Origin of the sequence: Streptomyces omiyaensis (assembly GCF_014650895.1) — a bacterium.
In the GTDB taxonomy this organism is placed as follows: Bacteria; Actinomycetota; Actinomycetes; order Streptomycetales; family Streptomycetaceae; genus Streptomyces; species Streptomyces omiyaensis.
This window is the reverse complement of sequence record NZ_BMVV01000007.1, coordinates 1-20,309: the sequence shown is the minus strand read 5'-3', so window position 1 is coordinate 20,309 and position 20,309 is coordinate 1. Positions and strand designations below refer to the sequence as shown.

18 protein-coding genes, 1 pseudogene and 2 riboswitches are annotated in these 20,309 nt (G+C 72.5%); of the genes and pseudogenes, 5 read left to right on the top strand and 14 right to left on the bottom strand.

Features of this window, described 5'->3' with window-relative positions; all coding sequences use genetic code 11:
* Positions 1–26 precede the first annotated feature (26 nt).
* Positions 27–146 (bottom strand): annotated as a pseudogene (locus IE287_RS38490) (pyridoxamine 5'-phosphate oxidase family protein); the annotation flags it as partial.
* Positions 147–203: 57 nt separating this feature from the next.
* Between IE287_RS38490 and IE287_RS38485 the strand changes: the two are divergent.
* Complete coding sequence (locus IE287_RS38485; protein ID WP_308436865.1) at positions 204–497, top strand: hypothetical protein; 294 nt, start codon at positions 204–206, stop codon at positions 495–497.
* A 203-nt stretch (positions 498–700) separates the two neighbouring features.
* Positions 701–1,510 carry a PhzF family phenazine biosynthesis protein gene (locus IE287_RS13565; protein WP_189849267.1) on the top strand — a complete coding sequence of 270 codons (810 nt, stop codon included), beginning with the start codon at positions 701–703 and terminating at the stop codon, positions 1,508–1,510.
* Between the two features lie 145 nt (positions 1,511–1,655).
* On the opposite strand, the gene IE287_RS13560 is transcribed toward IE287_RS13565, so the two are convergent.
* Together IE287_RS13560 and IE287_RS13555 are read right to left on the bottom strand one after the other, a co-directional pair.
* On the bottom strand, positions 1,656–2,435 hold the full coding sequence (locus tag IE287_RS13560; RefSeq protein WP_189849266.1) for a CPBP family intramembrane glutamic endopeptidase: 780 nt from the start codon (positions 2,433–2,435) through the stop codon (positions 1,656–1,658).
* Between the two features lie 210 nt (positions 2,436–2,645).
* The gene (locus IE287_RS13555; protein WP_189849265.1) at positions 2,646–4,151 is read right to left on the bottom strand and encodes a glutamate-cysteine ligase family protein; all 1,506 of its coding nucleotides are present in this window, start codon (positions 4,149–4,151) and stop codon (positions 2,646–2,648) included.
* Between the two features lie 505 nt (positions 4,152–4,656).
* Between IE287_RS13555 and IE287_RS13550 the strand changes: the two genes are divergently transcribed.
* Positions 4,657–5,247: a hypothetical protein gene (locus tag IE287_RS13550; RefSeq protein ID WP_189849264.1), complete on the top strand. Its 591-nt coding sequence runs from the start codon at positions 4,657–4,659 to the stop codon at positions 5,245–5,247.
* A gap of 329 nt (positions 5,248–5,576) precedes the next feature.
* Complete coding sequence (locus IE287_RS13545) at positions 5,577–5,783, top strand: DUF5999 family protein (RefSeq protein WP_189849263.1); 207 nt, start codon at positions 5,577–5,579, stop codon at positions 5,781–5,783.
* Between the two features lie 70 nt (positions 5,784–5,853).
* Here IE287_RS13545 and gcvP read toward each other — a convergent pair whose 3' ends face one another.
* Positions 5,854–8,739, bottom strand: a complete 2,886-nt coding sequence (gcvP, locus tag IE287_RS13540) for an aminomethyl-transferring glycine dehydrogenase (protein ID WP_189849262.1) — start codon at positions 8,737–8,739, stop codon at positions 5,854–5,856.
* A 62-nt stretch (positions 8,740–8,801) separates the two neighbouring features.
* A riboswitch (glycine riboswitch) is annotated at positions 8,802–8,918 on the bottom strand.
* Positions 8,919–9,018: riboswitch (glycine riboswitch) on the bottom strand.
* A 101-nt stretch (positions 9,019–9,119) separates the two neighbouring features.
* Here gcvP and IE287_RS13535 point away from each other — a divergent pair.
* Positions 9,120–9,503: a PRC-barrel domain-containing protein gene (locus IE287_RS13535; protein ID WP_189849536.1), complete on the top strand. Its 384-nt coding sequence runs from the start codon at positions 9,120–9,122 to the stop codon at positions 9,501–9,503.
* A 150-nt stretch (positions 9,504–9,653) separates the two neighbouring features.
* Here IE287_RS13535 and IE287_RS13530 read toward each other — a convergent pair whose 3' ends face one another.
* From IE287_RS13530 to clsA, 10 genes are all read right to left on the bottom strand, one after another.
* On the bottom strand, positions 9,654–11,108 hold the full coding sequence (locus IE287_RS13530) for a DNA polymerase IV (protein WP_189849261.1): 1,455 nt from the start codon (positions 11,106–11,108) through the stop codon (positions 9,654–9,656).
* Positions 11,109–11,191: 83 nt separating this feature from the next.
* Positions 11,192–11,809 carry a MerR family transcriptional regulator gene (locus tag IE287_RS13525; protein ID WP_189849260.1) on the bottom strand — a complete coding sequence of 206 codons (618 nt, stop codon included), beginning with the start codon at positions 11,807–11,809 and terminating at the stop codon, positions 11,192–11,194.
* 212 nt (positions 11,810–12,021) lie between these two features.
* A complete protein-coding gene (locus IE287_RS13520; RefSeq protein WP_030492457.1) occupies positions 12,022–12,489 on the bottom strand; it encodes a bifunctional nuclease family protein in 468 nt (155 codons plus the stop codon).
* Between the two features lie 90 nt (positions 12,490–12,579).
* Entirely contained in the window at positions 12,580–13,341 is a 762-nt protein-coding gene (ftsR, locus tag IE287_RS13515; RefSeq protein ID WP_189849259.1) for a transcriptional regulator FtsR, read from the bottom strand.
* A gap of 34 nt (positions 13,342–13,375) precedes the next feature.
* Positions 13,376–14,308: an FHA domain-containing protein gene (locus IE287_RS13510; RefSeq protein ID WP_189849535.1), complete on the bottom strand. Its 933-nt coding sequence runs from the start codon at positions 14,306–14,308 to the stop codon at positions 13,376–13,378.
* Between the two features lie 81 nt (positions 14,309–14,389).
* On the bottom strand, positions 14,390–15,286 hold the full coding sequence (locus tag IE287_RS13505; RefSeq protein WP_229883470.1) for a DUF881 domain-containing protein: 897 nt from the start codon (positions 15,284–15,286) through the stop codon (positions 14,390–14,392).
* Between the two features lie 221 nt (positions 15,287–15,507).
* Positions 15,508–15,840, bottom strand: a complete 333-nt coding sequence (locus tag IE287_RS13500) for a small basic family protein (RefSeq protein WP_030492461.1) — start codon at positions 15,838–15,840, stop codon at positions 15,508–15,510.
* Positions 15,837–16,766, bottom strand: a complete 930-nt coding sequence (locus IE287_RS13495) for a DUF881 domain-containing protein (protein ID WP_229883469.1) — start codon at positions 16,764–16,766, stop codon at positions 15,837–15,839. Before IE287_RS13495 ends, IE287_RS13500 begins: the two co-directional genes overlap by 4 nt.
* 101 nt (positions 16,767–16,867) lie before the next feature.
* On the bottom strand, positions 16,868–19,363 hold the full coding sequence (locus tag IE287_RS13490) for a mannose-1-phosphate guanyltransferase (protein ID WP_189849258.1): 2,496 nt from the start codon (positions 19,361–19,363) through the stop codon (positions 16,868–16,870).
* 117 nt (positions 19,364–19,480) lie between these two features.
* Positions 19,481–20,089 carry a cardiolipin synthase ClsA gene (gene clsA / locus IE287_RS13485; RefSeq protein ID WP_189849257.1) on the bottom strand — a complete coding sequence of 203 codons (609 nt, stop codon included), beginning with the start codon at positions 20,087–20,089 and terminating at the stop codon, positions 19,481–19,483.
* Between the last annotated feature and the right edge of the window lie 220 nt (positions 20,090–20,309).

Sequence of the window (20,309 nt, the reverse complement as noted above, 5' to 3'; positions counted from 1 at the left end):
GCCGCGCATGGTTCCTCCCCCGAGCCGACGGCGGTGGCGGCCGGCTCCTTGGCGTTCGCGGGCCGGGAGTCGGCGGAGCGGCCGGGGACGACCTGGTCGACGAGGGCGTCGAGCCCGGTGCGCAGCTCGTCGGGGCCGGTGACCCGGCGGCCCCGGGCGGTGCCCTCCGGGCCATCGCCATGGCGGCCCGCCATGGGGTGCCCATGCTCGATCCGGGGATCCGCAGCCGCTCTCCGTCCCCCGGACCGGACACGCCCGAACGGCTGCGGATCCCGGCCGACGGCTACGGCCTCCCGACGGGGGACCGCGCCGAAGTGACCGGCGTCATCGAGCAGGCCACGGAGGTCTGCCGGTCCTTCGTCGCCCGCCGCGTGGCCGGCGGAGACCCCGTCCGTCTCCAGGCGCCGGCCGAGCGGGGCGGACGGGAACGCTGGGACCGCGTGCAGACCTGGCCGGTGGACCCCCGCCGGACGTTCACGGCCGCCCTGCCGAAGTGACCGGCCCGGATGGCCGGACGGGTGGCGCGGAAGCCCTGCCGGGCGGAGCACGCGTCCTGCCCGGCGGAGCACGAGTCCTGCCCGGCGGAGCACGGGCCGCGACAGGCGGAAGACGGGTCCGGACGGGTGGAGAGGCCGGCTCGGGCCAGCCGTCCCCGATTGGCCTTGGTCCGCCCGGACCGGCCCCCGGTACCGTCCGGAGCATGCGCATCCGAATCGTCGACGCCTTCACCGACCGGCCCTTCTCCGGCAACCCCGCCGGGGTCCTCCTCCTCGGCTCCTTCCCGGACGACTCCTGGCTCCGGAAGGTGGCCGCCGAGGTCAACCTCTCCGAGACCGCCTTCGCACACCCGCTGCCCCCCGGCGGCGAGGCCGACTGGGCGCTGCGCTGGTTCACCCCGACCACCGAGGTCGACATGTGCGGCCACGCCACCCTCGCCACCGCGCACGTCCTGCACGCCACCGGCCGGACGGCCGGCCCGGTCCGCTTCGCCACCCGCTCGGGCGTCCTCGGCGCGGTCGCCGAGCCGGACGGCGGCGTCACCCTGGACTTCCCGACCTCCTCGCTCACCCCGCTCCCGGTGCCGGACGGCCTGGCCGAGGCGCTCGGCGCCGAGGTCCTCGCCGTCCACGGCACCGCCGCCCACGTCGGCGACCTCGTCGTCGAGCTCCGCGACGAGGCCGCCGTCCGCGCCCTCGCCCCCGACCTCGCCGCCCTCCGGACGCACTCCTCGCGCGGCGTGATCGCGACGGCGGCGGCCGCCGACCCCGGCAGCGGCTACGACTTCGTCTCGCGCGGCTTCTTCCCCTCCGTCGGCATCGACGAGGACCCCGTCACCGGCAGCGCCCACACCGCGCTCGCGCCGTACTGGTCGGCCCGCTTCGGCCGCGACGAACTCACCGGCTTCCAGGGCGGCGCCCGCACGGGCCTGGTCCGCACCCGGCTGCGCGGCGACCGCACCCTCCTGACCGGCCACGCGGTGACCGTCATCGAGGGCGACCTGCTCGCCTGACGCCCCGGACGCGAACCGGACGCGAGGAAGGGCCGCCCGCCCCGGGACGCGAAGCAGGACACACGCCCCCGGGCACGGCGGGCCCGGACACGGCGAAGGGGCGTACGGCACGATGCCGTACGCCCCTTCGCCGTGCCGCCCGCCGTCAGACGGTCGGCAGCCAGTCCACCTTCCCCGCGAGGAGCCCGTAGCCCACGAAGGCCACGATGTCGAGGAGCGCGTGGGCGACCACCAGCGGGCCCACCCGCCCCCAGCGCCGGTAGAGCAGCACGAAGACGGCGCCCATCACCATGTTCCCGACGAAGCCGCCGATGCCCTGGTAGAGGTGGTACGAGCCGCGCAGCACCGAGCTCGCCACCAGCGCGCGCATCGGCGTCCAGCCCAGCTGGTCGAGCCGCCGCAGCAGGTAGCCGACGACGATGACCTCCTCCAGGACGGAGTTCTGGATCGCCGAGAGGATCAGGACCGGGTACTTCCACCACACCTCGGGCAGCGACTCGGGCACCACCGTGAGGTTGAAGCCCGAGGCCCGCGCCGCCAGGTAGAAGGCGAGGCCCGCGCTGCCGATGCCGGCGGCCACCAGCGCCCCGCGCCCGAGGTCGAACCACGGCCGGGTCCGGTCGAAGCCGATCGCCTTCGGCCCGGCCCCCTCGCGCAGGAGCAGGTGCGCCACGAGGACGACCGGCACGAGGGCCGTGGCGATGCCGAAGAGCTGCCAGGTGAGGTCGAGCCAGGGCCGGCCGGGGGCGTACGAGCCGTTGAGGGTGGCGGCCTGCTCCTTGAGCGAGCCGGGCCTCGTCAGCGAGCCGACGAAGCTGATGAGCGAGGAGACCGCGCTGGCGCCGAGCGAGAGCGCGAGCACGATGAGCGTCTCGGAGCGGAGCACCCGCCGCGAGAGACCGCCCGGGGGCGGGGCAGCGTCCACGACCCGTTGTTCCGACACCACGCGCGTCTCCCGTTCCCGTCACCACCGCCGCGGGGACCGGCCTCGGTCCCCCGTACGACGATCATGCGCGACGGCACGCCGGAAACGCCATCCAGGGCCCGCCGGAACCCACCCCGCCCCCGCTCACACGCACGCGCCCCAGCGCTCACACCACGCTCGCACTCGCACTCGCACCACCCGCGCTCGCGCTCACGCCCCCGCGGTGCCCACCTCCCAGGTGTGCACCGGCTCCCCCGTCAGCATCAGCTGCCGGTAGCGCCGGGTCGTCGCCGCGAGGGCCGCCTCCCGGTCGAGGCCGGACTCCAGGGCCCGGTGGAAGGTGTCGGCCTGCCAGGACGCGCCGTTCACCCGGCGCCGGCAGCGCTGCTCGACGACGCCCAGGTAGAAGTCGCGGTCCGCCGGGTCGACGTGCCAGGCGTCGAGCCCCGCGGCGGCCAGCGGCAGCAGCTCGTCGAGGACGAGACGGACGGCGGACTGGGTGGCGACGCCCCCCGCGCGGCCCGGGCGGGGCCAGCGCAGTTCCGCCTCGATGCCGTGGCGGCAGGCGGCGTCGAAGTTGGCCTCGGCGTCCTCGAAGGCCATCCGCTTCCAGAGCGGGCGCGGGTCGTCGGCGAGCGAGCGGACGAGCCCGTAGTAGAAGGCGGCGTTGGCGAGCACGTCGGTGACGGTGGGTCCGGCGGGCAGCACCCGGTTCTCCACCCGCAGGTGCGGGACGCCGTCGACCCAGCCGTAGACCGGCCGGTTCCAGCGGTAGACGGTGCCGTTGTGCAGGACCAGCTCCTTGAGCTGCGGCACCCCGCCCTCGTCGAGGACCCGCAGCGGGTCCTCCTCGTCGCAGATCGGCAGCAGCGAGGGGAAGTACCGCACGTTCTCCTCGAAGAGGTCGTACACCGAGTCCACCCACCGCTCGCCGAACCAGGTGCGGGGCCGGACGCCCTGCGCCTGGAGCTCGGGCGGGCGGGTGTCGGTGGCCTGCTGGAAGAGCGGCGGCCGCGACTCGCGCCACACCTCGCGGCCGAAGACGAAGGGCGAGTTGGCGCCGAGGGCTATCTGGACGCCGGCGACGGCCTGGGCGGCGTTCCAGACGGCGGCGAAGCGCGCCGGGGTGACCTGGAGGTGGAGCTGGACCGAGGTGCAGGCGGCCTCCGCGATGATCGACTCCGAGGTGTGCCGGAACCGTTCGACCCCCTGGATGTCGAGGATGATCTGTTCCCCGCGGGCGGTGAGGATCTGGTCGTTGAGCAGGGCGTAGCGATCGGCCGAGGAAAGGTTCTCGAAGACGAGCTCGCGCTGGGAGAGGGTCGGCAGTATGCCGATCATGACGACTCCGGCGTCGACTTCGGCCGCCTTGCGGTCGGCGTATCCCAGTCCCGTCCGCAGCTCTTCCGCGAGCCGGTCGAAAACGTGGCCTCCGAGCCGCCGCGGGGCGATGTTCACTTCCAGGTTGAACATTCCGAGTTCGGTCTGGAAATCGGCGCTCGCGATCTTTTCGAGGACGGTCTCGTTCAGCATCCGCGGGAGCCCGTCGGAGCCCGCGAGATTGAGTTCGATCTCGACGCCCATGAGGTTGCGCGGGCGGTCGAACCGCTGCTCCGCGAGGAGCCGGGCGAGCCCCGCCAGACACTGCTGGAGCTTGCGCCGGTAGCGCTGCCGGTCGGCCGGGCCGAACCCGTCCGTCACGACCTTCTCCCCCATCGAGCCGTCCCTCCCGCGTGGGCGGCCACCGGGCGGGGCCGCGCGTACGGACGATGATGCCCACGCCACTGATCGACAACGCCTGCGTTTCAGGCCGCTCCACGGATAGTCTGGTACGAACCTGTCGCCGCGCGCGCGGCCCCTCCGCCTCCGGTCCGGCTGTCGACATATACCAATGTCATATGGCCCCGCCGGCGCGTGCGACAAGATTCTCGGAATTTCGACGTCCGGCTTGCCGGAGAATGCGAGGACGGAGATCCTGTCTTCGCCCCGATTCCACGCCGCGACCCGGCGAATACGGCCTGATGGCGTCTTGTCAGGAATATCGGCGGCGTCTAGCGGAAACACTCTGTGAACACGTGTCGTATAAACTCCGCGGACAGCGGAGCGCCGGAGACGGCCACGACCCCGTGGCCCCCCGCTCCGCCCCAGCCGCCGACAGCGCCGTCGCACCAGCCCCGTACCCCGTATCACCGTGTCTCCTGAGCGAGAGGCGACCCACACGATGCTCCGACCCACCCCGGCCCCCGCGCCGGCCCTCCGCAGTGTCCTCGCGGCACTCGGCTCGCCCACGGCCGTGCGCGAGGCCCGCACCCCGGCCCTGCGGGCCGCTCCGGGACCGCTGAGTCCCGAACTGCCCCTGCCCGTGCACGTGCTGAGGCTCTCCGAGGCCCCGGGACAGGCGCCAGGATCCCGGCTCGTCGGCTGGCGTTTCCTGATCCGGAGCGGGGAGCGGGCGATCGCCGCCGCGGACACCATGCTCACCCCGGACGGCTGGTCCTTCTCGCACTTCTTCGAGGGACCGTACGTCGCCGCCACGGAGCGGGCCCTGGTCCAGGCCGAGGCGCTGCCCGGCACGTACCAGCCGCGGCTGCTCTCGGTGCCGGAGCTGTACATGCTGACGCTGTGGCTGCACGCCGAACCGGACCCGGACGGCGCCGACCCGGGCGCGGACTCCGCGGACGTCCTGGTGCCCCTCGCCCCGGCCCCGCCCGGCATCGCCGCCAACCGCCCCTACCGGGTGGCCGATCTGCTGCCCGTGCTCAGTACGCGTCTCGCGCCGCCGCCGCTCCTCGGCTCCGCGGCGCCCGCCTGATCCGTCCCGCGCGCACCGCCCCGTGACCCGGTCGGGTCACGGGGCGCACTGCTGTCCGGAAACCGGGGCCGAACACCGTCGCCGAACACCCCTCCCGTACGGACTAGCCCGCTCGGGCCACCCCGAACCACCCGAAAAGGCGGGGGCGTTGACCTGAACCGCCCCTGCGGGTGATGCGTCTTCCCAGGAGCGGACGAGCTGACGCGAAATACCTGCGGAAGTCCGTCCGTGCGGCAAGACTGGGCCCGGAACCGAACCGACCGACGGGGGCGGCCATGAGCGCGAAGAGCCGCAGGACATCCACCACGACGCAGCGAAAGAACCCACCCATGTGCCAGCACCAGCCTGCCTGTCCCACCGCCGACTCCGCCGACCGTGAGGCCGCCCACCCGGTGGCCTGCCACCCGGAACAGGGCTGGAGCCTGCTGTGCAACGGTGTCCTGCTCTTCGAGGACACCGGCGAACTGCTGCCGGACGGGCAGATCATCGCTCCGCACCGGCCGCTGACGACGGGCCGGGTGACGACGGCGGCCTGACGCGCCGCCGGGGCACGGCCGAGGGCCGGCCCGGAGGAGACTCCGGACCGGCCCTCTGTCATGGCTGCGATCAGTGGTCGTACTCGTCCAGCGGGGGGCAGGAGCAGACCAGGTTCCGGTCGCCGAAGGCGCCGTCGATGCGGCGGACCGGCGGCCAGTACTTGTCGGCGGTGGAGACGCCGGCGGGGAAGACCGCCACGTCGCGGTCGTAGGCGTGGGTCCACTCGCCGCCGAGCGCGGCCGCGGTGTGCGGGGCGTTGGCCAGCGGGTTGTCCTCGGCGGGCCAGACGCCGGTGGCGACCTTCTCGATCTCGGCGCGGATCGCGATCATCGTGTCGCAGAAGCGGTCCAGCTCGGCCAGGTCCTCGGACTCGGTCGGCTCGATCATCAGCGTGCCGGCGACCGGGAAGGACATGGTCGGCGCGTGGAAGCCGTAGTCGATCAGGCGCTTGGCGATGTCGTCGACGCTGACGCCGGTCGCCTTGGTCAGCGGCCGCAGGTCGACGATGCACTCGTGGGCGACGAGGCCGGCCGGCCCGGTGTAGAGCACCGGGTAGTGCGGCTCCAGGCGCTTGGCGATGTAGTTCGCCGCGAGGACGGCGACCTGGGTGGCGCGCTTGAGGCCCTCGCCGCCCATGAGGCGCACGTAGCTCCAGGAGATGGGCAGGATGCCGGCGGAGCCCCACGGGGCGGCCGAGATCGGGCCGACGCCGGTCTCCGGGCCCGCGGTGGGCTGGAGCGGGTGGTTCGGCAGGTACGGGGCGAGGTGCGAGCGGACCGCGACCGGGCCGACGCCGGGGCCGCCGCCGCCGTGCGGGATGCAGAAGGTCTTGTGCAGGTTGAGGTGCGAGACGTCGCCGCCGAAGTGGCCCGGCTTGGCGAGGCCGACCAGCGCGTTGAGGTTGGCGCCGTCGACGTACACCTGGCCGCCGGCCTCGTGGACCTCGGCGCAGATGTCGGCGACGTGCTCCTCGAAGACGCCGTGCGTCGACGGGTAGGTGATCATGAGCACGGAGAGCTCGTCGCGGTACTGCGCGATCTTGGCGCGCAGGTCCTCGACGTCGACCTCGCCGTCCTCGGCGGTCTTCACGACGACGACCTTCATGCCGGCCATCACCGCGGAGGCGGCGTTGGTGCCGTGCGCGGAGGACGGGATGAGACAGACGGTGCGCTGCTCGTCGCCGTTGGCGCGGTGGTAGGCGCGGACCGCGAGGAGGCCGGCCAGCTCGCCCTGCGAGCCGGCGTTCGGCTGGATCGAGACCTTGTCGTAGCCGGTGACCTCGGCGAGGCGGTCCTCCAGCTCGGTGATGAGCGTGACGTAGCCCTGGGCCTGGTCGATCGGAGCGAAGGGGTGCATCTGGCCGAACTCGGGCCAGGTCACCGACTCCATCTCGGTGGTCGCGTTCAGCTTCATGGTGCAGGAGCCGAGCGGGATCATGCCGCGGTCGAGGGCGTAGTCGCGGTCCGAGAGGCGGCGCAGGTAGCGCAGCATCGAGGTCTCGGAGCGGTGCGCGTGGAAGACCGGGTGGGTGAGGTACGCGTCGGAGCGCAGCAGTCCGGCGGGCAGGGCGTCCTCGGTGACGGCGTCCAGGGCCTCGATGTCGGCGTCGACGCCGAAGGCGCCCCAGACGGCGGCGAGCTGGGTGCGGCCGGTGGTCTCGTCGCAGGAGACCGAGACGTGGTCGGCGTCCACGCGGTACAGGTTGACGCCGGCCTCGCGGGCGGCGGCGACGACGGCGTCGGCGCGGCCGGGCACCCGGGCGGTGATCGTGTCGAAGAAGACGCCCTGGGTGAGCTCGACGCCCCCGGCGGTCAGACCGGCGGCGAGGATCGCCGCGTACCGGTGGGTGCGCTGGGCGATCTGCTTGAGACCGTCGGGACCGTGGTAGACGGCGTACATGCCGGCCATGACGGCGAGGAGCACCTGGGCGGTGCAGATGTTGCTGGTGGCCTTCTCGCGGCGGATGTGCTGCTCGCGGGTCTGGAGGGCGAGGCGGTACGCCTTGTTTCCGTCGGCGTCGACGGAGACGCCGACGAGGCGGCCGGGAAGGGAGCGGGCGTGCTTGTCCTGGACGGCCATGTAGCCGGCGTGCGGGCCGCCGAAGCCCATCGGGACGCCGAAGCGCTGGGTGGTGCCGACGGCGATGTCGGCGCCGAGCGAGCCGGGCGAGACGAGCAGGGTGAGGGCGAGCAGGTCGGCGGCGACGGTGACGATCGCGCCGAGCTCGTGGGCGGCGTCGATCAGCGGCTTGATGTCGCGCACGGCACCGGAGGCACCGGGGTACTGGATCAGGACGCCGAAGACGCCGCGCTCGGCGACCTCGGCGGGGATGCCCTCGCTCAGGTCGGCGACGACGACCTCGACGCCGGTGGGCTCGGCGCGGGTCTCGATGACGGCGACGGTCTGCGGCAGGGCGTCGGCGTCGACCAGGAAGACGCCGTTCTTGACCTTGCCGACGCGGCGGGAGAGCGCCATGGCCTCGGCGGCGGCGGTGCCCTCGTCGAGGAGGGAGGCGCCGGAGGTCGGCAGACCGGTGAGGTCGGCGACCATGGTCTGGAAGTTGAGCAGCGCCTCCAGGCGGCCCTGCGAGATCTCCGGCTGGTAGGGCGTGTACGCCGTGTACCAGGCCGGGTTCTCCATGACGTTGCGCAGGACGACCGGCGGCGTGAAGGTGCCGTAGTAGCCGAGGCCGATCATCGGGGCGAGGACCTGGTTGCGGTCGGCGAGCTGACGCAGCTCGGCGAGGACCTCGGCCTCGGTGCGTGCGCCGGGGAGGTCGAGCGCCTCGGCGTTCTTGATGACGTCCGGCACCGCGGCGGCCGTCAGCTCGTCGAGCGAGCCGTAGCCGACCTGGGCGAGCATCTTGGCCCGCGCCTCGGCGTCGGGTCCGATGTGCCGCTGCTCGAAGGGGATGCCCTGCTCGAGCTCGGAGAGCGGGGTGCGGTTGGCGGTCATGATGCGGGGGCCTCCTGGTCGTCACGACCTGCGAGGGGCACCACGGCGCGGGTGCCCGGACGGCCTCCCCCTCTGTCATCTCAACCTGAGAGCTTCACCGGCACGCCCGGGGGCACGCCGGCTTTCACCGTCGGTGAGAGCGGATGCCGTCGGACTTCCGCCCTGCTTTCCAGAGTGACCTCGCCCGCGCGGTACCGGGTGCCTGAGAGATTCCGGGGAGGATTTGCTCCTTCGGCGCCATCGGAAGGGATCTCCGGTGGACTCTCCCGCACGGTGTCGACAGCCACAGCCAGCCTACCAGCGCGGTTGTCGGCCTCATCGCTCAAGTGGCCGACATCCCAGTTGTGCACTTTCGTAGGGGTGTAGAGCAGCTGCGACCAATTGGAGGGACCGTGCAGACCGACATCGATCCGCGCAGCCTGATCGGCCGCAAGGCGTTCGACAGGAACGGGCACAAGATCGGAACCGTGGACGAGGTGTACCTGGACGACGCGACCGGCGTCCCCGAGTGGGCGGCCGTCCGCACCGGCCTGTTCAGCAGGGACGCGTTCGTCCCGCTGGAGCCGAGCGAGCTGGCCGACGACGGTCTCCACATTCCCTTCGAGCGTTCCCTGATCAAGGACGCCCCGGACTTCGGCGTCGGCCGTCACCTCTCGCCCGAGCAGGAGCTCCAGCTCTACCGCCACTACGAGCTGACGCTCCCGCCCCCGCCGGACGCGATCCCGGACTTCGGACGCCTCGCGGGCCGGGACGACGCCGCCTAGGAGCCCGCCCTCCGCACCCCGTCGCCCCCGCACCGGTACGGCTCCGAGCCCGCCGCCCGGCGCGGGGCCCTGCCGCGTGCCCGGAAGGGGCCGCGCGGCACTCTCGGAGGGTGCCGCCGGGGGCGGCCGGAACGGCCCCGCCCCGCCGCCTCATTCACCCGCCCGGGCGACCGGGGCGGAGGGGCCCGCCCCCGTCGCCCCGCCGGACACCAGCGGCAGCGGGTCCGAGGGCTCCAGCTCCGGGTCGTCCACCGCGAAGGTCCGCACCCGCCCCGGAACCGTGCTCCCGGGCTCCTCGAAGCGGACGGTGACCCTCCCCAGGCCGCTGCCCTGCACCCACCCGGCCCCGAGGACCGCGTGCCGCACGTCGTGTCCCGGCGTCCACCGCCGCTCGCCGGCGTCGGCGGCCTCCACCGGCGCGACGACGGCCTCCGCGCCCGCCTCCCGGGCCCCGGGGAGCCCGCCTCCGCTCTCCGCCGCCGCCCCGCCCTCCGCCGTCTCCCCCGACGCCCCTGCCGCCGCCCCGGCCTCGGCCTCCGCCTGGGCGAAGAGGTCCTCCTGCGTGTAGTCCGCGAGTCCGCTCACCCCGACCCCGAGCAGCCGCACCCCGCCGGTCGTGTCCACGAGCTCCAGGAGGCGCTCCGCCGCCTCCCGCACCACCAGCGGGTCGTCCGTCGGCCCGCGCAGCGTCTCGGACCGGGTGAGCGTCGAGAAGTCGTAGCGCCGCACCTTCAGCACGATCGTGCGCCCCGAGTGCCCCGCACCGCGCAGCCGCGCCACGCACCGCTCGGCCAGCCGCTCCACCTCCAGCCGGATCCGCAGCCGGTCGTGCAGGTCGATGTCGAAGGTGTCCTCCACGGAGACCGACTTGGCGTCCCGCTCGGCCACCACCGCCCGGTCGTCGTGCCCGAGCGCCATCCGGTACAGCGAGGCCCCGTGCGACCGCCCCAGGATCCGTACGAGCTCGTCCTCCCCGGCCTCCGTCACGTCGGCGACCGTCGTGATCCCGGCCCGCCGCAGGTGGTCACCGGTGGCCGGCCCCACGCCGGGGATGATCCGCACCGACCGGGGCGCGAGCAGCGCCCGCTCGGTCCCCGGCTCGAAGAGCACCAGCCCGTCCGGCTTCGCCTCCTCCGAGGCGATCTTCGCGAGCATCTTGGACCCGGCGAGCCCCACCGAGCCGGTCAGTCCGGTGGTCGCCAGGATCTCGGCCCGCAGCCGCTCCCCCACGGCCCGCGCGCTCGCGCTGTCGTCGGCGAGGCCCCCGGCCTCCAGGTCGACGAACGCCTCGTCGAGGCTGAGCGGCTCCACCAGCGGCGACAGCCGCCCCAGCAGCTCCATGACCTGCCCGCTGATCGCCCGGTAGAAGGCGAAGCGCGGCACCAGGTAGGCGGCGTTCGGCGCGAGCCGCCGCGCCTGCCCCATGGGCATCGCCGAGTGCACCCCGAAGCGCCGGGCCTCGTAGGAGGCGGTGGCGACGACCCCGCGCGGCCCGAGCCCGCCCACGACGACCGGCCTGCCGCGCAGGCTCGGCTTCGACGCCTGTTCGGCGGCGGCGAAGAAGGCGTCCATGTCCAGGTGCAGGATCGTGGGGGCGGCTCTCACGTCTCCGATGCTGCCTCACGCCACTGACAACCGACGGTACGGGGCCACGCCCGCGCCGACCGGGCTCCGGGGCGGTGCGGGCCTCAGACGGCCCGGTCGCGCCGCCGCCGCGCCAGCTCGTCCTGCGGGTTGTGCCCGACCAGCGTCTCGCCGGTGTCCACGCGCTCCCCGTGCAGCTGCGAGAGCGCCGCCTCGACGTCCCGCCAGACGACCCCCACCGCGATGCCGAAGACGCCCTGTCCGCCCTGGAGCAGCGAGACGACCTCGTCCGGCGACGAGCACTCGTAGACGGTCGCCCCGTCGCTCATCAGCGTCATCCGCTCCAGGTCGCGGAAGCCGCGGGCGCGCAGGTGCTGCACGGCGGCCCGGATGTTCTGGAGGGCGACGCCCGTGTCGAGGAAACGCTTGACGATCTTCAGGACGACGACGTCGCGGAAGCTGTAGAGCCGCTGCGTCCCGGAGCCGTACGCGGGCCGCACACTGGGCTCCACGAGCCCGGTGCGCGCCCAGTAGTCCAACTGGCGGTAGGTGATGCCGGCGGCCGCGCAGGCCGTCGGACCGCGGTAGCCGATCGCCTCGTCCGCGACCCCGGAGCCCGTCTCCGTACCGAAGTCGCCCCCACTGCCGTGAAGCGGATACGGACCGCTCTCCCCGGACACGCGTCCGAGCGAGCTCCCTGCCGTACCGTCCGCGCTGCTCATCACGCCGACCCTCCGTCCTTGACCTGCCCACTCGAAGGTAGGCAGTCGCTAGGGGTGCGTCAACGATCGCCACACTCGGCACGCCGAGTGATAATCACCCAGAGAGTGGTTTCACGTGTCCCACTCCGGGGAAAGGCTACTCGAATGCGCCGACGGCGCTCTTCGGCCGCCCCTCGCACGCCCCCGCCCGACGGGCGGCCGGGGCCTCCGGGTCACTGGCTCCCGAAGTCCTCCGGCGAGATCTGGTCGAGGAACTCGCGGAACTTCTCCACCTCGTCCTCCTGCTCGTCGGGGATCGCGATGCCGGCGTCGTCGAGGACGCCGTCGCTGCCGAAGATCGGCGAACCGGTCCGCAGGGCCAGGGCTATCGCGTCGGACGGGCGCGCGCTGACCTCCACACCGCTGGCGAAGACCAGTTCGGCGTAGAAGACCCCGTCCCTCAGGTCGGTGATGCGGACCTGGGTGAGCTCCTGGCCGACGGCCTCCAGCACGTCCTTGAACAGGTCGTGCGTCAGCGGCCTCGGCGGCGCCATGCCCTGCTGGGCGAAGGCGATCGCGGTCGCCTCGCCGGGTCCGATCCAGATGGGCAGGTACCGGTCGCCTCCCACCTCGCGCAGGAGCACGATCGGCTGGTTGGAGGGCATTTCCACCCGGACACCCACAACGTCGAGCTCGTTCACACAGCAACCCTAGGACGTGCCCGACCGGTTTGGATAGTCGGGCCCCCTCTCAGCGCACCCGCGACCCCGCGCCCGGGCCCCCCGCGGGGCTCACTGGAGCCGGATCCCGAGGGCCGTCTGGACCAGCGCCGCGTGCAGCCGCACCGACAGCTGGGCCAGATCGGCGGCGGTCTCCTCGGCATGCGCCCGGGTCTGCGGATTGCGGTGCCGGCGCAGCGGCGCCACGACCTGCTCGATGAGCCCGGCCTCCCGGTCCGCCGAGGCCTTCACCGCCCGCAGGTGCCGGGGTTCGAGACCGAACCGCCCGAGGTCGGCGACGATCCGGGCGACGTTCACGCTCTCCGCGTCGAAGCCGCCGCCCTCGCTCTCGGCGACCAGGCCGTACGACTCCCACTCCAGCAGCTCGGTCTCGGTGACCCCGGCCGCGGCCACCAGCTCGGCCCGGCCGATCCGCGCGACGGTCGGCCGCTCGCCGTCCTCGTCGTCGTCGGGGGCGCCGTCGAGCAGTCCGTCGAGCAGGTCACGCCGCCGCCCGGGGGCGGGCAGCTTCACCTGCTCGCCCCGGGCGAGGGCGTCGAGGTGCTCGCGGATGACCTTCAGCGGGAGGTAGTGGTCCCGCTGCATCCGCAGGACGGCGGCGAGCCGCTCCACGTCCTGCGGGCTGAACTTCCGGTACCCGGAGGCCGTGCGCCGGGGCTCCACGAGCCCCTCGGCCTCCAGGAAGCGGATCTTGGAGATCGTCACTTCGGGAAACTCGGCCCGCAGCTGGTTGAGCACGGTGCCGATACTCACCAGCCGGTCGCCCGCGGTGGCGGTGCCGGATCCGGCACCGCCCGTCGGTGTTCGCACCATGGACCTTTCCTGAAGGATCTCCGCCAGGCGTGTGTCAGACGCCTCGCTGGCTCGCGTAGAAGACCAGCCGGTACTTGCCGATCTGGACCTCGTCGCCGGGGTTGAGCACGACCGAGTCGATCGGCTCCCGGTTGACGTAGGTGCCGTTGAGGCTGCCGACGTCGGAGACGGTGAAGCTGCCGTCCTGGCCCCGGCGGAACTCGACGTGCCTCCGGGAGACCGTGAAGTCGTCCAGGAAGATGTCGCTCTGCGGGTGACGGCCGGCCGTGGTCAGCTCACCGTCCAGGAGGAAGCGGCTGCCCGAGTTCGGACCGCGGCGCACCACGAGGAGCGCGGAGCCCGGCGGAAGCGCCTCCACGGCCGCGAGGGCCTCGGGGGACAGCGCCGGGATCGCGATCTGCCCGGTGGTCTCCGCGTCGTACGCCTCGAGACCCGAGATCGAGATGGTCGACGTCGTCTCGGAGGGACGCTCGGCGGCGATCCCGCCCCGCAGCGGCGTGCCGCAGTGGGAGCAGAAGCGGCTGTCGGCCGCGTTGCGGTGACCGCACCTGGTACACACCGGCATGGACGCGTCCTCCTGCCGCGGCTGACCCGCGGAGGTCTGGGTCGCGTACGGGTCGGGGGTGAACCCTCCACCCGTACTTGAGGTTGATGGTTCACCGAAACCTATGCGCGCGGCACCGGCGGGGTCAACAGACGACGCGCCCGGCGCGCCCGAAATGTCGCCACCGACCTCGTCACGGAAGAGCGGGCGCTCGCCGCCCTGCTCCTCGCTCTGGGCGTGGCGCGACGCGCGGTGCCTGGCGTTGCCGCCGTCCTCGCGTGCGCTCTTGCCGAACAACTTCGCAAACAACTTCACGGGCGATTCCCCTTGACCGAAACAGACCCGCCCGTGGGGCAGGACGAACCGAGATCCATCACACCTGCCGACCCGGACACCTTCACAACGTCCGTATCCTCCGGACAGTTTCCACCACGCACCACCGTTGTGGTGCGCCGACCCCCCGCAACGCTCCAGCCCATGTCGCGGGACCCCCCACCCCCTCTCTCACGGGGAGGACGACCGAGCGTAGTCAGGCCGCTTCGCGGGTCGCAAGGCATCGACGACGATCTTCGCCGACCGCTCCACCGTGGCCGTGGCCTGCTCCTTCTCGAGGGTCTGCACGACGCCACCGGGGATGTTGAGCGCGGGCTCGAGATCCTCGGGCTTGCCGATGACCTTGAAGACGTACGGAGCGGTCACCTGCGTTCCATCGATCCGCATGTCATCGCCGCCACCGGTGAAATAGCTGTCCGCGACCACGCGCACGCCGTCGACCTGGATCGCCTCGGCCCCGGCCGCCCGCAGCTCCTGGATGGCGTCGAGCAGCATGTCGGACTCGACCGCGCCGACCGGGTCGGTCACGGTCAGCGTGATCCCGGGCCCCTCCGCGGCCACCGTGCCGGCCAGGATCCCGAGCTGGCGCTCCTTCTCCTGCGTCTGCCGCCTGGCCTCCTCGGCCTGGTCGGAGCTGGACTCCAGCTCCGACCGCTGCTTCTCCAGCCGGGCCTTCTCGTCCTCCAGCCGCTGCGTGCGGTCGTCGAGCTCGTCGAGGATCCGTACGAGGTCCTCCTGCCGGGCCCCGCGCAGGGCGCTGCCCTCGCTGGTCGAGGAGACCTGGATGGCGAGGCCGAAGCCGAGGCAGGCCAGCAGCAGGGCCACGATGAGCTGCGCCCGCGTCACCCGCGGCGGCCACAGGGCGTCCGCCAGGCGCCGGCGCCCGTCCTGACCGGCCCCGGTGCCGCCCGGGGCCTCCGGGGCGGGCACAGCACCCTCGGGAGCGCTCTCACACCCCTCCGCGGACGCGGGCACGGACACGGGAACCCGCGGCGGCGGCGAAACGGGCGACGAGGCCGACGGCTGCGGCTGCGGCTGCGGCTGCGGCTGCGGCTGCGGCTGCGGCACGGTCTCACGCGGCTCGCCCGCTTCAGGCGCCCCAGCGGACTCCGGCTTCCCCGGAGTCCCGGCAGTCTCCGCCGCCCCCACCGTCCCCGGCGCCTCGGGCACCCCTGCGGTCCCCGGCGCCCCCGCGATCCGCGGCGTGCGCGGCGTCTCGGGCGTCGTGGGGGTTCCGGGGTTCTCGCCGCCCGGCTCCGGCTTCTCGTTCGGGTTCACACTCATCGGCCTCACGCCCGGAAGACATGGCGGCGGATCGCGGCCGCGTTGGAGAAGATCCGGATGCCGAGCACGACGACGACACCGGTGGAGAGCTGCGCGCCGACGCCGAGCTTGTCGCCCAGGAAGACGATGAGCGCGGCCACGACCACGTTGGAGAGGAAGGAGACGACGAAGACCTTGTCCACGAAGATCCCGTCGAGCATGGCCCGCAGGCCGCCGAAGACCGCGTCGAGGGCGGCGACCACGGCGATCGGGAGATAGGGCTCGACGACCGCCGGGATCTCGGGCCGGACCAGCAGTCCCGCCACGACTCCGACGATCAGGCCCAGTACGGCGATCACGATGTTGCCTTCCCCTTGTCGGCCGTGGCGCGTCCGGTCGGCGTCGCCGCCCCGGCCCCCCTCGGCTCAGCTGTACGTACGATCAGGCTCGGCGCGGCCGGCAGGCTCAGCTCGCCCTCGACCGAGATGCTGCTGCGGATCCCGAAGTTCTCCACGAGCGCGTGCAGGTACTGCCCGTCCGCGCTGTCCTGGAAGGCCGTGTTCAGCCGCTGCCCGTCGCCGACGGCGAGGACGGTGTACGGCGGCACGAGCGGCCGGTTGTCGACGAGTACGGCGTCGCCGGCGGCCCGGATCGCCGAGAGCGAGGTCAGCCGCTGTCCGTTGATCGACACGGCCTCCGCGCCCGACTCCCACAGGCCGTTGATCACCCGCTGCATGTCGCGGTCGCGCACCCGCCCGGTGTCGGAGAAGCCGGCGCTCTCGCGCGGGCCGCCGCCCCCGCCGTCGGAGCCCTTGGCGTCGTCGACGACGAGCTTCACGCCGGGGCCGCGCACGGGGGTGGCCCCGGAGAGCAGCGCCACCAGTTCGCCCTGGTCGCCGCCGTGCTGTTCGAGCGCCGCCCGCTGCCGTTCGCCGACCTCGGCACGGATCCGCTCGACGTCCCGCTCCAGCTCGTCGGCCGCCTCGTTCTCGCCCTCGATCCGGTCGATGAGCTCCTGGCGCTCCTTCGCGACGACGGGGGCCGAGATCCGTGCCTCGGCCGCGCCCACGGTCACCACGGCGGCGGCGAGCACCAGCCCGGCAGCCAGCCCGAGCCGGGCCCGCAGCGGCTTGGGCATCGTCCCGCCCTCGGCCCGGCGCCGGGCGGTCGCCTCTGCGTACCCGTCGTCCAGCGCGTGGTCGATGACGTTGTTCAGCAGCGACATCGAGGCGTCCGGGCGCGGGGGCGGAGAACCGGTGCTCCGAACGGGGGGCTGCTGCGACATGCCGCACATCGTCGCACGTCGCACGCCGTACCGCCGAATGGCCCTGGGAATGCCGGGCGGCCCCCTCTCGGGGGCCGCCCGGCACCGGTCCGCCGGTGGGGTCAGCGACCTGCGCTCTCGACCACGGCCGCCCATTCGTCGAGCAGGGCCTGCGCGGAGGTGTCGTCGGGTCCCTCGGCCCACAGATGGGTGACGGCCTCGGCCGGGTCGGGCAGCACCATCACCCAGCGCCCGTCGGCCTCCACGACCCGGACGCCGTCGGTGGTGTCCACCGACCTGCTGCCGGCCGCCTCGACCACCCGCCGCATCACGAGTCCCTTCACCGCCCACGGCGTGGCGATGTCCCGCTTGATGACGTGCGCCCTCGGGATCCGCGCGTCGATCTGGCTGAGCGTGAGCTGCGTCCGGGCCACCAGTCCGATGAGCCGCACGAAGGCCGCGGCCCCGTCGAAGACGCTGCTGAACTCGGGGACGATGAACCCGCCGCGCCCGTCCCCGCCGAAGATGGTGGAGTCCTGGCGGCCGACCCGGGTGAGGTCGTCGGGCGAGGTGGTCGTCCAGTCGACCTGGGTCCCGTGGTACGCGGCCACCTGCTCGGCGATGCGGGTCGTGGTGACCGGCAGCGCGACCCGGCCGGAGCGGCGTTCGGCCGCCACCAGGTCCAGCAGCACCAGCAGCGCCCGGTCGTCCTCGATGATCCGGCCCCGCTCGTCGACGAGCGACAGCCGCTCGCCCACGGGGTCGAACCGCACGCCGAACGCGGCCCGCGCCGACGCCACGATCTCCCCGAGCCGGACGAGCCCGGCCCGCCGCCGCTCGGCGGACTCGGTCGGCCGCGACTCGTCGAGTCCGGGGTTGATGGTCAGCGAGTCCACCTGGAGCCGTCCGAGCAGGCTCGGCAGCACGAGGCCGGCGCTGCCGTTGGAGGCGTCCACGACCACCTTCAGCCCGGCTTCGGCGATCCCGGTGGTGTCGACGTTCCGCAGGAGCGATCCGGTGTACGAGTCGAAGACGCTGGCCGGGAAGGACAGGTCGCCGATCTCGCCCGGGAAGGCCCTCCGGTACTCCTGCCGCGCGTACACCCGGTCCAGCTTCCGCTGCCGGGCCTGCGACAGGTCGGCGCCCCGTTCGTCGAAGAACATGATGTCGACGGAGTCCGGAACGCCGGGTGAGGTGCGCACCATGATGCCGCCGGCGCTTCCGCGCGCGGTCTGCTGCCGGGCCACCGGCAGCGGCACGTTCTCCAGGTCCCGCACGTCGATGGCGCTGGCCTGGAGCGCGGAGATCACCGCGCGCTTGAGGGCGCGCGCTCCTCGCGAGTGGTCGCGGGCGGTGGTGACGGTCGCGCCCTTCTTCAGCGTCGTCGCGTACGCCCCCGCCAGCCGGACGGCGAGCTCGGGCGTGATCTCGACGTTGAGGATGCCGGAGACTCCGCGTGCCCCGAAGAGGTGGGCCTGGCCGCGGGACTCCCAGATGACCGAGGTGTTGACGAAGGCACCGGCCTCGATGGTCTTGAACGGGTAGACCCGGACGTTGCCCTGCACGATCGACTCCTCGCCGATCATGCACTCGTCGCCGATGACGGCCCCGTCCTCGATACGGGCCGCCCGCATGACGTCGGTGTTCTTGCCGATGACGCAGCCGCGGAGGTTGCTCTGGGGTCCGATGTAGACGTTGTCGTGGACGACCGCCTTGTGGAGGAAGGCTCCGGTCTTCACCACCACGTTGGAACCGATGACGGTGTGCTCGCGGACCTCGGCTCCGGTCTCCACCTTGGCGTAGTCGCCGATGTACAGCGGTCCGCGCAGCACTGCGTCGGGGTGCACCTCGGCGCCCTCGGCGACCCAGACGCCGGGCGAGATCTCGAAGCCGTCGATGTCGACCTGGACCTTGCCCTCCAGCACGTCGGCCTGTGCCTTGACGTAGCTCTCGTGGGTGCCGACGTCCTCCCAGTAGCCCTCGGCGACATAGCCGTAGATCGGCTTGCCTTCCTTCATCAGCTGCGGGAAGACGTCACCGGACCAGTCGACGGGAACGTCGGCCTCGACGTAGTCGAAGACCTCGGGCTCCATCACGTAGATGCCCGTGTTCACCGTGTCGGAGAAGACCTGTCCCCAGGTCGGCTTCTCCAGGAAACGCTCGACCTTCCCTTCCTCGTCGACGATCGTGATGCCGAATTCCAGTGGATTCGGCACCCGGGTCAGACAGACCGTGACGAGGGCGCCCTTCTCCTTGTGGAAACGGATCAGGTCCGTGAGGTCGAAATCGGTGAGGGCATCCCCCGAGATCACGAGAAAGGCGTCGTCCTTCAACGCTTCCTCGGCGTTCTTCACACTGCCCGCTGTGCCAAGAGGCTTCTCCTCGTTGGCGTACGTGAGCTCCATCCCGAGCTCCTCGCCGTCGCCGAAGTAATTCCGGACGAGTGATGCGAGGAACTGGACGGTGACCACGGTCTCGTTGAGACCGTGCCTCTTGAGCAGTCGTAGGACGTGCTCCATGATCGGCCGGTTCACCACCGGCAGAAGAGGCTTGGGCATGCTCGAGGTCATGGGGCGAAGGCGGGTTCCTTCGCCACCGGCCATCACGACGGCCTTCATGTCGGAAGCGTCCTCCTTGAAGAGACGACGGTCCTGCCGACCGACCCTGTCCGGTCACGAGCCCTCGGACGTCCTCGGTTACTGCCGGCGACGCTGCACGGCGCGGGACGGACGGGCTCAATCGGCCGCGGTATCCGCCTTCACGAGTCGGCGGACCTGGACCACGTAGAGGATCCCTGCCCACCAATACAGAGTTGTACCCCATCCGGCGAAAGCCCATCCGAAAACTTCAGCGAGTGACGCCAGCCAGCCGGTTCCGTCACTGAGAAGCAGCAGGGGGAAGGCGTACATCAAGTTGAAAGTCGCAGCTTTCCCGAGGAAGTTCACCTGCGGCGGCGGGTAGCCGTGCCGGCGAAGGATTCCCACCATGACCAGCAGCATGACCTCGCGCGCCAAAAGGACGGCGGTCAGCCACAGCGGGAGGATCTCACGCCAGGTGAGCCCCACCAGCGTGGAGAGGATGTACAGCCGGTCGGCGGCGGGGTCCAGCAGCCGGCCGAGGCTGCTGATCTGGTTCCACTTCCGCGCGAGCTTGCCGTCGAGATAGTCGCTGACGCCGCTGAGCATCAGGACGACCAGTGCCCAGACGTCGCTGTTGGGCCCGCCGAACTCCGGCCGGAGGATGAGCCACAGGAACAGCGGCACGCCGAGGAGGCGGGCCATGCTGAGAATGTTGGGGATGGTGAGGACCCGGTCCGTCTGGACCTCGGTCTCCTGGACCTCCACCCGGAAGCCTCCTGCTGGGAACGGTACCGACGCTGACCCCTGACCTTACCTCCCGGCCCCGCAACCCCCGGGAACCGGGTCCGCCGGCCACCCCGGGAAAGGGGGTGGTGAACGCGGAAAAGCCCCGCACCATGACGGTGCGGGGCTTTCCCACAATGATTGTTCGGCGGTGTCCTACTCTCCCACAGGGTCCCCCCTGCAGTACCATCGGCGCTGAAAG

Excerpts from the sequence above, each read along its gene's own strand:
- IE287_RS13525 (WP_189849260.1), bottom strand. The coding sequence starts at position 11,809 with ATGAGCAGCGCGGACGGTACGGCAGGGAGCTCGCTCGGACGCGTGTCC.
- IE287_RS13555 (WP_189849265.1), bottom strand. The coding sequence starts at position 4,151 with ATGGGGGAGAAGGTCGTGACGGACGGGTTCGGCCCGGCCGACCGGCAG.
- IE287_RS13550 (WP_189849264.1), top strand. The coding sequence starts at position 4,657 with ATGCTCCGACCCACCCCGGCCCCCGCGCCGGCCCTCCGCAGTGTCCTC.
- gcvP (WP_189849262.1), bottom strand. The coding sequence starts at position 8,739 with ATGACCGCCAACCGCACCCCGCTCTCCGAGCTCGAGCAGGGCATCCCC.
- IE287_RS13490 (WP_189849258.1), bottom strand. The coding sequence starts at position 19,363 with ATGAAGGCCGTCGTGATGGCCGGTGGCGAAGGAACCCGCCTTCGCCCC.
- IE287_RS13565 (WP_189849267.1), top strand. The coding sequence starts at position 701 with ATGCGCATCCGAATCGTCGACGCCTTCACCGACCGGCCCTTCTCCGGC.
- ftsR (WP_189849259.1), bottom strand. The coding sequence starts at position 13,341 with ATGGTGCGAACACCGACGGGCGGTGCCGGATCCGGCACCGCCACCGCG.
- IE287_RS38485 (WP_308436865.1), top strand. The coding sequence starts at position 204 with ATGCTCGATCCGGGGATCCGCAGCCGCTCTCCGTCCCCCGGACCGGAC.
- IE287_RS13495 (WP_229883469.1), bottom strand. The coding sequence starts at position 16,766 with ATGTCGCAGCAGCCCCCCGTTCGGAGCACCGGTTCTCCGCCCCCGCGC.
- IE287_RS13545 (WP_189849263.1), top strand. The coding sequence starts at position 5,577 with ATGTGCCAGCACCAGCCTGCCTGTCCCACCGCCGACTCCGCCGACCGT.